At 39.8% G+C, this 13,576-nt stretch carries 7 protein-coding genes; all 7 read left to right on the forward strand.

What is annotated here, in order from left to right; genetic code table 11:
• Positions 1-154 precede the first annotated feature (154 nt).
• Entirely contained in the window at positions 155-1,930 is a 1,776-nt protein-coding gene (locus ABEG20_RS05415; protein ID WP_406826369.1) for an aminopeptidase P family protein, read from the forward strand.
• Between the two features lie 712 nt (positions 1,931-2,642).
• Positions 2,643-5,336, forward strand: a complete 2,694-nt coding sequence (locus ABEG20_RS05420; RefSeq protein WP_406826370.1) for a DUF5695 domain-containing protein — start codon at positions 2,643-2,645, stop codon at positions 5,334-5,336.
• 845 nt (positions 5,337-6,181) lie between these two features.
• Positions 6,182-7,579, forward strand: coding sequence for an aminopeptidase P family protein (locus ABEG20_RS05425; protein ID WP_406826371.1), 1,398 nt, complete (start codon positions 6,182-6,184; stop codon positions 7,577-7,579).
• 457 nt (positions 7,580-8,036) lie between these two features.
• Complete coding sequence (locus tag ABEG20_RS05430) at positions 8,037-9,707, forward strand: M1 family metallopeptidase (protein WP_406826372.1); 1,671 nt, start codon at positions 8,037-8,039, stop codon at positions 9,705-9,707.
• Between the two features lie 326 nt (positions 9,708-10,033).
• The gene (locus ABEG20_RS05435) at positions 10,034-10,951 is read left to right on the forward strand and encodes a dihydrodipicolinate synthase family protein (RefSeq protein WP_293782754.1); all 918 of its coding nucleotides are present in this window, start codon (positions 10,034-10,036) and stop codon (positions 10,949-10,951) included.
• A 14-nt stretch (positions 10,952-10,965) separates the two neighbouring features.
• The gene (locus tag ABEG20_RS05440) at positions 10,966-12,552 is read left to right on the forward strand and encodes an aldehyde dehydrogenase (NADP(+)) (RefSeq protein WP_406826373.1); all 1,587 of its coding nucleotides are present in this window, start codon (positions 10,966-10,968) and stop codon (positions 12,550-12,552) included.
• A complete protein-coding gene (locus ABEG20_RS05445) occupies positions 12,545-13,546 on the forward strand; it encodes a 4-hydroxyproline epimerase (RefSeq protein ID WP_406826374.1) in 1,002 nt (333 codons plus the stop codon). Before ABEG20_RS05440 ends, ABEG20_RS05445 begins: the two co-directional genes overlap by 8 nt.
• Positions 13,547-13,576 lie beyond the last annotated feature (30 nt).

Consider the following 13,576-nt stretch of genomic DNA (forward strand, 5'->3'; position numbering starts at 1 on the left):
AAAATTCTAAAGAAGAAACCGCTTCGATACTGCAATTCTTTTACCCCACCTGGTTTCAAGAATAAAATAATCTGAACAGGAGTTGTATTAATCCTGATTTGTTTTAAGATGTCAATGTATTATTTAAATTTGGCCCGATAAAACAATCCTCCATATGACCTTTGCAGAAAAATTGCAGGCCCTACGCCAATTAATGCTTGTTGAACAGGTAGATGCTTATCTGATTACTGCCGCAGATCCTCACATCAGCGAGTATTTGCCTGAGCATTACAAGGCCATTCCGTTCGCCTGCGGATTTACAGGTTCAGCGGGTACGCTCGTTATTACCCGGGATTTTGCAGGTTTGTGGACAGATTCGCGATATTTTACACAGGCTGAAGCACAATTGATCGGTACCGGTTACGAATTGGTAAAGCTGAAAGTACCGCATACACCAGAGTATATCAGTTGGTTATCTGAAATACTGCCGAAGGGAGCAAAGGTTGGTTTTAACCACAAACTCATTACAGTGGCATTGGCCGATGAAATGCAGCATCGTTTAGCGCAGTGTGAAATAGAAATAACTGATGTTGATTTTATTAGCAGCATCTGGCTGGATAGGGTAGGGCTGCCTGTAGAAAATGCTTTTTTAATAGATGAAGAAGCTGCGGGGCTTAGCATTTCGGCTAAGATAAATGAGGTAAGAACAGCATTGAAAATAAGCAAAGCTGATTATCATTTTATTTCTTCTCTTGATGACATTGCCTGGCTGTTTAACCTAAGGGGAAAAGATGTAGATTATAATCCGGTAACTTTAAGTTTTGCATTAATAACACCTAATGAGGTAAAACTCTTTATCGAACAACAAAAGCTTTCGCATGATGATATTAGTGCTTTAAATGCACAGGGTGTAACATTGCATTCTTATGATGAAGTGGCTTCAATACTAAAAAATCTGCCAAAAGATATACATATGTTTATCGATCCAAAACGCACCTGTTTTGGCTTGTTTGAATGTATTCCAAAAAGTTCAACAATAATTTTTGGTATTAATCCAAGTACCCATTTAAAAAGTTTAAAGAACAATACTGAAATTAATCATATCCGCAAAGCCATGCAGCAAGATGGGATAGCTTTAACTAGGTTCTTTAAATGGATGGAAGAACACTTGGGCAAAGAAAAGATTACAGAATGGTCTGCAGCAGAGAAATTGGCCACTTTTAGAGCAGAACAAGCATCTTTCGCAGGCTTAAGTTTTAATACCATAGCGGGTTATAATGCAAATGGTGCATTGCCACATTATAGCGTAACCGCAGAAAGCAATCAGGAAATTTTAGGTAATGGGTTGTTTCTTGTCGATTCAGGAGGTCAGTATTTGTATGGTACAACCGATGTTACCAGGGTAATGCCTGTCGGTAATTGCTCAGCAACTCAGGCCGATGATTATACTTTGGTGTTAAAAGGATTAATTGAAGGTTCCAAACTGATTTTTCCGGAAGGTACCAAGGGTTATCAGATCGATTCCATTTGTAGAAAACCACTATGGGAACACACCATAAATTTTGGTCATGGAACGGGGCACGGTATAGGCTTTTTTCTTAATGTACACGAAGGCCCTCAGAATATTAGTCCGGCTAATGTTGATGTAGTCTTTAAAACAGGTATGGTAACTTCCATTGAACCTGGAATTTATCGTCCAGGCAAACATGGCGTGCGTATTGAAAACCTGGTTTTATGTGTGCCTAAAGGAAATAGTGAATTTGGCGATTTCCTCACTTTCGAAACCTTGACTTTATGTTTTATTGATACCACCATCATCAACAAAACACTTTTAGCGTCAGATCAGATCGACTGGTTAAACCAATACAATCAAATGGTGTTGGAGCAGCTTCAACCCATGTTAACTGAAGAAGAATCCGAATGGTTAAAAGTGAAATGTCAGCCTGTTTAAAATTAGGCTGAATAAATACGCTTGTTAAAAGTAGCAATTCCAATAAATTTCTTAAATTATCGTCATTGCGAGGAGGCTTTTTCTGCCGCCGAAGCAATCTTTATAGTAAGAATCGTTAGCATGAAAGATTGCTTCGTCGTTCCTCCTCGCAATGACGACCAATTTATGGAATGTGCATTAATCATCCCAATGCTATGCTAATAACCTGAGTTCGGTTATTAATATCTGTTTGAAAGATGTTCTGCTGATATTTTTAATTCAAAGTCGTCACCCTGAATTTATTTCAGGGTCTTAATAGCAGGAAGGATGCTGACCACGAAGTAGCTACAAGGCAATTGAAAACACCGTCTCTACTTGTAAAATAAATTCAGCATGACGATAGCTTTAGAAAAAGGAGGTTAAAACTAATCAAAATGCATAAATATTAATCGAACTCAGGTTAATATGTTAGCTTTTCCCTCATGTATGATAATCTGCATTTTTTGCGTAATCTACGGGATTACCGCATAGGCCAAGGCCTAACTTCCCATAAATACACCAATTCTTTACCGATTTTGCGCTATTTTAAACTTCCATGCCCGCTTTGCTTTTTAAATTTTATTTTTGGTTTAACTAACATTCCTAAATCTGCTTCATCGTTATGATTATCGAACCAAATAAAAAAAGATTTTTTTCCATAATAATCTTTAAAGCAATAATTTGCTGTATTTTAATGCTATTAAATGTTGAAGTGATTCAGGCCCAATCTCCCTGGATTGCTTTAGGTAAAAAGCCATCCACTTTGGGTTTGGAAAATGGTTTTTCGACCTATAATGCCGGTGCATTTAATCTAAAGCTCGTTAAGTCATCACAAACTGTGGCAGGTCTCCAGCCTAAATTGGTTAAAGATTTCGATTTTGTACCCAGCGATAGTTTAAAAGTGCGTAGTTCTGATGGTTTGTACCACCTGGGCGATATCAATTTAAAATTACGTTATAGCGGAGAAGAAGCCTGGAAAAGTTACAGTACAGCAACAAAGCGAAGTCCTGTAAAGAATATCCCGGTAGGTAAAAAAGAACTTTCCGCTGCCGATCTTGCAGCTACACTTCCGGCTGATATTCCGCTGCAGGTAAAACGGAGCTGGGAGATGTTTAACGGAAAACTCGTACTGCGATTTGAACTGAAAAACAAAACGAATAAAAACGTAGAAATTGGTGCGTTGGGCATCCCAATGATTTTCGATAATATTTTAGAAGGCCGTACACTGGAGCAAACGCATGCCAGGAATGTATTTTACGATCCATACATCGGGAAAGATGCCGGTTATTTACAGGTTACCCGGTTAAGCGGACATGCACCTTCATTGCTGGTTGCACCATTGGGGTATACACCATTTGAAGCCTATAATCCGCTTAATGATGATCGCACGCCAAGAGGAATTGCTTTTGAAGGTTTTTACGAATGGATGGTGTACAGTAAAGCCTATGCTGAAAACGAATGGAAAAATGCAGCGCAATGGAATACGCCTACTTCAACCATTTTAAAACCTGGCGAAAATCGGAGTTATGCCCTTCAGTTTATCCTTTCAGGCACAGCAAAAGATACAGAAAGTAAACTGATCGAAAATAAAAGGCCGGTGGCCATATCCGTTCCGGGTTATGTATTGCCCAAAGATGTAGAAGGGAAATTGTTCATTAATTACCCTAAAAAGATTAAATCTATTGAGGTTCAGCCAGAAAATGCCTTAAAAATAGCCGCATCAGGCTTAACCAAAAATGGTTGGAAAAGTTATACGATAAAAGGAAATACATGGGGTAGGGCAAGATTATCCATTACTTATGAAGATGGTTTGGAGCAAACTATCAACTATAAAGTTATCGAATCCGAACGTGATGTGATTGCAAGTTATGGTCATTTTTTAACCACCAAACAATGGTTTGATCAGGCCGATCCTATTTTTAACAGAAATCCTTCTGCGATTACCTACGACAATGAAAAACAGCAACAGGTAATTCAGGATAACCGCGCCTGGATTTCGGGTTTGAGTGACGAAGGTGGTGCAGGTTCATGGCTAGGTGCGATAATGAAGCAGTTGGTGCAGCCCAAAAAAGAAGAAGTAGATAAGCTGAAACAATTTGTAGATAGTGTTATGTTTGGGAAGATACAGCTTAAAAGCGGACCACAGAAGTACGGTGTAAAAAAGAGTCTGTTTTATTATGCGCCGGATTCGCTCCCTAAAGGTACTTACGATGCTAATATCAATTTTAAAGTATGGTCTGCATGGCCAAAAAAGGAGGCTGATAACCTGGGCCGATCCTATAACTACCCCCATGTTGCTGCAGCGCACTGGGTAATGTACCGTTTGGCACGTAATTACAGTGGACTTGTAGCGGAGCAAAGTTGGAAACAACACCTTATTGATGCTGCTGAAACGGGCATGGCTATGGTCAATATTGCACCTTACTATTCTGAATTTGGACAAATGGAGGGTACAGTATTCTATCTCATCTTAAATGATCTTAAAAATGAAGGCTTAACGGCAGAAGCCACCCGGTTAGAAAACGAAATGAAAAAGCGGGCTAACCACTGGCGCTCTTTACAATATCCATTTGGTAGTGAGATGCCTTGGGACTCTACAGGTCAGGAAGAAGTTTATGTCTGGTCGAACTATTTTGGTTACCAGGATAAAGCGAATGTAACACTTGATGCGATATTAGCCTATATGCCGGTAATACCACATTGGGCCTACAATGGTAATGCCCGCAGGTACTGGGATTTTCTTTATGGAGGTAAACTTTCGCGTATCGAACGGATGATCCATCATTACGGTTCGGCACTTAATGCCATTCCGGTGTTAATGGATTACCGTAAAAATCCTGGCGATTTCTATCTTTTACGTGCTGGTTACGGTGGCTTATTGGGTGGAATCTCTAATATCACTCAGGAAGGTTTTGCCCCTGCAGCATTTCATGCTTATCCTTCAACCTTAAAAAATGACGGCATTAGCGGTGATTATGGATCTGGCTTTTTCGGCTATGCAGTTAATACTGCCACTTACATTTTGCAACATCCTGAATTTGGTTGGTTAGCTTTTGGTGGCAATCTGAATAAAAATGGCAATGTGATCAATGTTGAATTAACTACGGCAGCAAAATCATCAGTTTATATTGCACCCGCAGGGCTTTGGATTAGTCTTGATGCCGGAACCATTGATGAAGTAAGTTATAATACGGTAAATGGTGAAATCCGCCTGAAACTGGCTGTTGCAAATGCATATACTCGTCATGCCTTAGTAAGGTTATCGCAGCCTGCAAAAGTTAATGGAGCAGGTATTTATTCAGTAAAAAGCAAAGGTCTTGAGAAAAGGGGAGGATACGAATTTTCACTTTCAAAAGCTGATACCACTGAAATCATTCTTCAAAAGTAAATATAAAGCTGAATCTGTCCGTATCGTTCTACGGATAATGGAATGGAAAAAGAGTCTCTGACTCTTTTTTCATTCCTGTAAGACTCAACCTGCTCTCTGTAGCGTTATTAATGTCCTCTAACCTTAATGTTTTTGGTTCGTATCAATCCGAAGGAGTATATGGGTAATGGAATGGAAAAAGGAGCTCTGACTCTTTCTCCGTTATTGTAAGACTCAACCTGCTCTCTGTAGCGTTATTAATGTCCTCTAACTTTAATGTTTTTGGTTCATATAACGCTGCGCTTAACACTATGAACAGGATGAGAACAGGTTTGGCCGGAGCCAGGATTGGCAAACATTTAAAAATCGTTATTTCGACCGTAGCGGAAAGATTTTCAGTTCTTCATTTTTGTAGCTCTAATTTCAAAATCAAATAAGAAAATCTAATTTTCATTTATTAACCACACATTAACAATATATTATGAGTTTTACTGTATAAAATAATTTATAAATTAAATTAAAAGTAAGTGATAATCATTTTATTAACTTTTTAAAATATTTATTTTAAAACAAATTTATGGTGAATCAATTTATCTTTTATATAAATAAATACTTTATAATAAGAATATTAAATATATTAATATCAGTATATTAAATGAATTAATGTAAAATATTTACAATAAATTTCGATTGCACATTGGTTTAAACCGATTTTATATTTCTTTTTCGTTAAAATGAAATTTATTGTGACTTTTACGCCAGATTAGTAGCTTATAATTTGCAGATACCCCTCATATTTTAGCCATTGTATTTAATTATTATTGAATAAAATTAGCTTTTGGGATATTTGCTTAACCACTAAAAATATGTTTGAAAAGAAAGTTTACCTCAATAGAAGAGCCGCATTAAAATCAAAGATAAAATCGGGGATATTACTCTTTTTGGGTAATGAAGAAAGCCCGATGAATTACAAGGATAATACCTACCATTTTAGACAGGATAGTACCTTTTTGTATTATTTTGGTATCAGTGAACCATCTTTAGGCGCTATTATTGATCTGGATGAAGATCAGGTAATTCTTTTCGGTGACGAAATGGGAATTGACGATATTGTATGGATGGGCAGGCAGAAAACACTTGAAGAAAAAAGTCTGGATGCTGGCCTAACCAAAGTTATGCCTTATGCGCAACTAAGCAATTATCTTAAACAATACCAGGACAAAAAGCGTGAAGTTCATTTCTTACCACCTTATCGTGCTGAAAATAAAATTAAACTGGCCAACTGGCTCAACCTGCCCATCGATCAGCTTAAAGAAAAAGCATCAGTCAGCTTTGTGAAGGCAGTAGTGGCCCAGCGCTCTGTTAAATCGGTTGAAGAAATAGAAGAGTTGGATCTTGCTGCAGCAAGATCGGCCGATATTCATTTAATGGTTATGCAGCAGGCAAAACCAGGTATGTATGAACGCGAACTTGCCGCTAAAATTCAAGGTGCCGCACTGGCTTCGGGAGGTAATCTGGCCTATCCGGTGATTTTAACCGTTCGTGGCGAAATTTTGCATAACCACTACCATGGTAATCAGCTCCGGGAAGGGCAATTGGTTTTAAACGATTCTGGTGTAGAAACCGCTCTAGGTTACGCCGGCGATCTTACACGTACTTTTCCGGTAGGCAGGAAATTTAGTGCCGAACAAAAAGATGTTTATGATATTGTATTAAATGCCTACACGCATGGCAAAAACATGTTGGCGCCGGGTGTAAGGTATTTAGATGTGCATTTGGCTTCGTGTAAAATGCTGGCACAGGGTTTAAAAGATATTGGCCTGATGAAAGGTAATGTAGACGATGCCGTGCAGGCAGGTGCACATGCCATGTTCTTTCAATGTGGAACAGGGCACATGATGGGCTTAGACGTACACGATATGGAAGATTTAGGGGAGCAATATGTGGGTTATACAGATGAACTGACTAAAAACACCACCCAATTTGGATTGAAATCGTTAAGGTTGGGCAAAGCGCTTGAAGCAGGATATGTATTAACCGTAGAGCCGGGTATTTATATCATCCCGGAACTGATCGACCGCTGGAAAGCGACCAACCAGTTTACCGAATTTATTAACTACGATAAATTGGAGCAGTTTAGAAACTTTACCGGCATCAGGGTAGAAGACGATTTTCTGGTTACCGAAAACGGAAGCCGGATGTTGGGAAAACATTTGGCCATCACTACTGAGGAAATAGAATCGGTTAGAAGCGAAGCGTATTAGGGAAAAGGTTATTTATTGGAAATCGTCATTGCGAGAAGGCTTTTTCAGCCGACGAAGCAATCTTCATAGCAAGGGGCGTTTGCAAGAAAGATTGCTTCGTCGTCCCTCCTCGCAATGACGACATTTTTTAGGTATCAATGATAACGGAGTTGAGAGGGTATTTATTTGTGGATTTATCAATCTTAAAAGTATTCAACTAACACCAAGATTGACCATCGCAATGCTTAGCTTAATGATATTGTGCCCAATCCCCTTAGGCTAGGAACAGTAGGATGATGCACGGAATAGAAACTTGATGTTCAGCACAGCACCCCGGTTAAATAAACCTGATAGAACGGATGCGCCCGATTCTTCATCGGAGCAGGAGGGATAGCAGGGCTGCCCTAACCTATAAAAAACTGAAACTGCTTTTCAAATTAACGATACGCTATTGCAACATGATAACCAGCAAAAAGATATGAAAAAAATAACCTCCTTAACCCTATTCTTCTTAACATTTAGTGCGCTGCTTTTTGCACAGTCACCAAAAAAGGTTTATACCCTAGCCGATACCTTAAGGGGAAGCTTAAATGCCGAACGGACCTGGTGGGACGTACAGCGTTACGAACTTTCGGTTAAGCCGGATTACAACGGTAAGAGCATAACAGGCTCCAATAAAATCGTTTACAAAGTGATGCAGTCCAATAATGGGAACACCCGTATGCAGATCGATTTGCAGGAGCCCCTGATTATTGATAGTGTTTTATACAATGGCAGTTTAAAGTTAAAATTCGAGCATGTGGGCAGTGTCTGGTATTTACATGTGCCGGCACAAAAGTTATCGGCGTTAAACAATGTTCATATATTTTACCATGGCCAGGTACATCAGGCTAAAAGAGCTCCCTGGGATGGAGGTTTTATTTTTACTACCGACTCGCTTTCGCGTCCATGGATGACAGTGGCCTGTCAGGGCCTGGGTGCTTCGGTTTGGTATCCCAATAAAGATCATCAAAGCGACGAGCCTGATCTGGGCGCGTCTTTAACCATGACCGTTCCTGATACATTGGTAGCCGTGGGTAATGGCCGCCTGGTATTTAAAAAGGATAACCATGATGGTACCACAACCTATCAGTACAATGTTAAAAATCCGATCAGTAATTATTGCATTATCCCATATATCGGCAAATATGTTAATTTTAAGGAGAAATATGCTGGCGAAAAAGGTGCCCTTGATGTGAATTACTGGGTGCTTGATTACAATTACCCAAAGGCGAAAACCTACATGCCGGATCAGGTACATAAAATGATGAAAAGTATGGAGTATTGGTTTGGTCCCTATCCTTTTTATGAAGATGGTTATCAGCTAATAGATGCTTCGCATACGGGGATGGAACATCAATCGGCAGTTTCTTATGGCAATGGTTATAAGTTTGGCTACAGAGGCAGAGACATGTCTGGCAATGGCTGGGGGTTGAAGTGGGATTTTATCATTATCCACGAAAGCGGGCATGAATGGTTTGGCAATAATATCACCACTAATGATCTGGCAGATATGTGGGTGCATGAAGGATTTACAAATTATAGCGAAACTCTTTTTGTTGATTATATTTTTGGTGCTCAAGCCGGTAATGAATACAATTTTGGCATTAGAAAAGGTATTAAAAATGATATCCCGATTATTCCCGCTTATGGCGTAAATGCGCAGGGCAGTGGCGATATGTATCCAAAAGGAGGCAATATGCTGCATGCCATCAGACATAGTTTAAATAACGATCAACTTTTTAGGGCGATATTGCGTGGGCTTAACCAAACTTTTTACCATCAAACGGTTACCACTGCACAGATTGAAAATTATATCTCGAAAAAAGCGGGTTACAATTTTTCAAAGGTTTTTGATCAGTATCTACGTACGGTGCAGGTCCCGGTATTTGAATATTACCTTAAAGAGGGTAAAGCTTTTTACCGGTATAGTAACTGTGTTAAAGGATTCAACCTGCCCTTAAGCTTAAAAAAAGAAAGTGTTAAAACGCTGAAAATTATTCCTTCTCAAAACTGGCAGCAGGTTCAGTTGGCCAAAGGTCAGGATAAACTTTTTACAGAAGCAGGTATTGAATTTATGTATTACCTACAGGTGAAAAACACAAAATAGGTTATTATCAAAAAGAATATTAGAGGTGTTTTTCTATCTCTTTGATTTTTAAGGTATTCTTATTTAGAGAATGCCTTTTTTTGGTGAAGGCTAATTTCTTTTACAATGGCTAAAGGCTTTTTCTAATCAAATCTGTCTGATTGATTGGCGTATTTACGACTAATATCGGTTAAAATACAACAATACCGCTGCGGGGCAATTTCCTAACTTTGAATATCGTTTAAATGATTTAGCTTGCTAATCTGGTTAAATGAAACTTGCCCGTTGGCTTTTCGGTGAAGGACAGGTTAATTTTTGAAAATATTTTATAAAAACATAACATTACAATGAGTATCAAATGGACTGGGGTTTTCCCTGCTGTAACGACTAAATTTACAGCAAATGATGAGTTAGATTTTCCGGCTTTCGATTTAAATATCGAAGCACAATTAGAAGCAGGTGCGGAAGGGATTATATTAGGTGGATCGCTTGGTGAAGCCAGTGTATTAACGGATGAAGAAAAATTTGGTTTGCTATCACATACTTTAACCGTGGTAAATGGTCGTGTTCCGGTTTTATTGAACATTGCAGAATCGACTACAAAAAAAGCAATCGAAGTAGCTAAAAAAGCAGAATCACTTGGTGCACAGGGTTTGATGTTATTGCCTCCAATGCGTTACAATGCTGCTCCAGACGAAACTTTAGCCTTTTTTGGCGCTATTGCTGAAAGCACAAGTCTACCCATTATGATTTACAACAATCCTGTTGATTATAAAATTGAGGTAACCTTGGATATGTTTGAGGTTTTAACCAAATATGATAACATCCAGGCCATTAAAGAATCTACAAGAGATGTATCAAATGTAACCCGATTAATCAACCGTTTTGGCGACCGTTTTAAAATCTTTACCGGAGTAGATCCATTGGCGATGGAAAGTATTGTAATGGGTGCACATGGATGGGTTGCAGGTTTGGTTGATGCTTTTCCAAGAGAAACTGTTGCCATTTTCAGATTGGTTAAAGAAAACCGTATTGCTGAAGCATTAAAAATTTACCGTTGGTTTTTGCCGGTGCTTGAGCTGGATATTCATGCAAAATTGGTACAATACATTAAATTGGCAGAGGTTGCAACAGGATTGGGAACTGAAGCTGTTCGTGCCCCGCGTTTACCATTAAGTGGCGCAGAAAGAGAGAAAGTATTGAAAATTATTAACGATGCATTAGCTGTTCGCCCGGAATTACCTGCAGGTAGCTGGGGCAAATAGTTTAAAAACCAAATATGAACGGAAAAAATATTGTAGCCAGCACTTATATTGAAGTTAATGAAAGAAGCCTTAAAGCTGTTAATCCCGCAACGGGATTAACACTTGACGGTGAATTTTTTAAAGCGAACGAAAAACTGGTTGATGATGCTTTAACAGCAGCAACATCGGCTTTTCAAAGCTATAGAAACTTAAACAAAGATCTTAAAGCCGCTTTTTTAAATGCCATTGCAGATGAAATTGCTCATCTTGGCGAAGAACTGGTAAACAGGGCTTCGGCAGAAAGTGGTTTACCTTTAGCCCGTTTACAGGGCGAGTTGGGCAGAACCACCGGGCAATTAAGGTTATTTGCCAATCTGGTTGCAGAAGGTTCCTGGGTTGATGCCATTATTGATACGGCATTGCCTGAAAGACAGCCTTTACCCCGACCAGATATCAGGCGGATGTTAATCCCAATCGGACCGGTGGTGGTTTTCGGGGCAAGTAATTTTCCGCTTGCTTTTTCTGTTGCAGGTGGCGATACCGCATCTGCACTAGCCTCTGGTTGTCCGGTGGTGGTTAAAGCACATCCTGCACATTACGGAACCAGTGCTTTGGTAGGTGGTGCCATTATGAAGGCCGCAGAAAAAACGGGCATGCCCAAAGGTGTTTTCTCTTTGTTGTATGATGATGGTTATACCATTGGCGCTGGCCTGGTTCAGCACCCTTTAACCAAAGCGGTAACTTTTACCGGTTCTTTTAAAGGTGGCATGGCTTTAATTGATCTTGCTCAACAGCGCGAACAACCAATTCCGGTTTTTGCCGAAATGGGTAGTATTAACCCGGTCATTTTTCTTCCTTTAGCGATAGAAAACCAGGCAGAAGAACTGGCTAAAAAATATGCTGCATCTATTACCCTGGGCGCTGGTCAGTTTTGTACCAATCCAGGTTTATTGTTAGCGGTACAATCGCCTGCATTAGAAAATTTTAAAGACGCTTTAAAAGAGTCCATCTCAACTATTCCATCAGCAACCATGCTTACCGAAGGCATTGCCAATAATTATGGTAAACTTTCTGCAGAGGTTGTAAATGAAGATGGTGTTGCACTTTTATCGGCATCAACGGTGAAAAATACGGAGCTTCAAAATCAATCAGAGGCGAAGGTTGCCCAGGTAAGTGCTGCCGATTTTATTAAAAATCCAAAACTCCGTGAAGAAATCTTCGGACCATATTCTTTATTGGTGGTTGCCCGCGATAGTGCTGAACTGGAACAGGCTATTGAAGTGTTGGAAGGCCAGCTTACCGTTACCTTAATGGCCGAAAAGCAGGAACTTAAGCAATATCAGGCCTTGGTTCACAAGCTGACAGATAAAACCGGAAGAATTATACTGAATGGTGTGCCTACTGGTGTAGAAGTTTGTGCAGCCATGCAACATGGCGGGCCATTCCCGGCTACCAACGATAGTCGTTTCACTTCTGTTGGTTCTACAGCAATCAATCGTTTTGTGAGGCCGTTGGCTTACCAGGACTGGGAGCAGGAATTATTGCCAGATGAATTGAAAGATGGTAATCCATTGGGTATTTTCAGAATGGTCAATCAAAAATTAACAAAAGCTCATGAGTAAAACTTTCTTTTGTGTAGACGCACATACCTGCGGCAATCCGGTGAGGTTAGTTGCAGGTGGTGGACCTCAGCTTACCGGCTCGAACATGAGTGAAAAGCGCCAGCACTTTCTGAAGGAATTTGACTGGATCAGAAAGGGGTTAATGTTCGAACCACGTGGCCATGATATGATGTCGGGGAGCATTCTTTATCCACCGCACGATCCGGCCAATGATGTAGCCGTACTTTTTATTGAGACGAGCGGTTGCCTTCCAATGTGTGGACACGGTACCATCGGCACCATTACCATTGCTATCGAGGAAGGACTTATCCAACCGAAAATACCAGGGCTGATCAGAATGGAAGCACCGGCCGGACTGGTATTAATTGAATATAAGCAGGAAGGAAAAAAAGTAAAGTCTGTTAAGCTTAGAAATGTAGCCTCATACCTGGCAGCTGAAAATCTGAAGGTTGAATGCCCTGATTTAGGCACGCTGACTTTTGACGTTGCCTATGGTGGAAATTTCTATGCCATTGTAGATCCGCAGGAGAATTTCCCGGGATTGGAAAACTACAGTGCTTCGCAGTTGATTAGCTGGAGCCAGGTGATTAGAAAACGTATCAATGAACTTTACAGTTTTGTTCATCCACAAGATCCAACGATAAATGGCTGTAGCCATGTCTTATGGACAGGAAAAACAATAGATCCTACATCAACTGCCAGGAATGCGGTTTTTTATGGTGACAAAGCCATTGATCGTTCACCATGCGGTACCGGTACTTCAGCCCGTTTAGCGCAGTGGTTTGCTAAAGGAAAACTAAAACAGGGAGAGGATTTTATCCATGAAAGTTTTATTGGCAGCAAGTTTATTGGTAAAGTAGAAGAAGTGGTAGAGCTGAATGGAATTAAGGCCATTATACCGAGTGTAGAAGGCTGGGCAAAAGTTTACGGTTACAATACCATAAAAATCGATCCTGAAGATGATCCATATGCATATGGTTTCCAGGTAATTTAGGTAGTTTTTTTAAAGAATATCAGCAGTATA

Origin of the sequence: Pedobacter sp. KACC 23697 (assembly GCF_045348445.1) — a bacterium.
GTDB lineage: Bacteria > Bacteroidota > Bacteroidia > Sphingobacteriales > Sphingobacteriaceae > Pedobacter.

What these genes read in the sequence shown, in the direction of transcription:
- ABEG20_RS05430 (WP_406826372.1), top strand. Translation starts at nt 8,037, where the DNA reads ATGAAAAAAATAACCTCCTTAACCCTATTCTTCTTAACATTTAGTGCG.
- ABEG20_RS05420 (WP_406826370.1), top strand. Translation starts at nt 2,643, where the DNA reads ATGCTATTAAATGTTGAAGTGATTCAGGCCCAATCTCCCTGGATTGCT.
- ABEG20_RS05435 (WP_293782754.1), top strand. Translation starts at nt 10,034, where the DNA reads ATGAGTATCAAATGGACTGGGGTTTTCCCTGCTGTAACGACTAAATTT.
- ABEG20_RS05425 (WP_406826371.1), top strand. Translation starts at nt 6,182, where the DNA reads ATGTTTGAAAAGAAAGTTTACCTCAATAGAAGAGCCGCATTAAAATCA.
- ABEG20_RS05445 (WP_406826374.1), top strand. Translation starts at nt 12,545, where the DNA reads ATGAGTAAAACTTTCTTTTGTGTAGACGCACATACCTGCGGCAATCCG.
- ABEG20_RS05415 (WP_406826369.1), top strand. Translation starts at nt 155, where the DNA reads ATGACCTTTGCAGAAAAATTGCAGGCCCTACGCCAATTAATGCTTGTT.
- ABEG20_RS05440 (WP_406826373.1), top strand. Translation starts at nt 10,966, where the DNA reads ATGAACGGAAAAAATATTGTAGCCAGCACTTATATTGAAGTTAATGAA.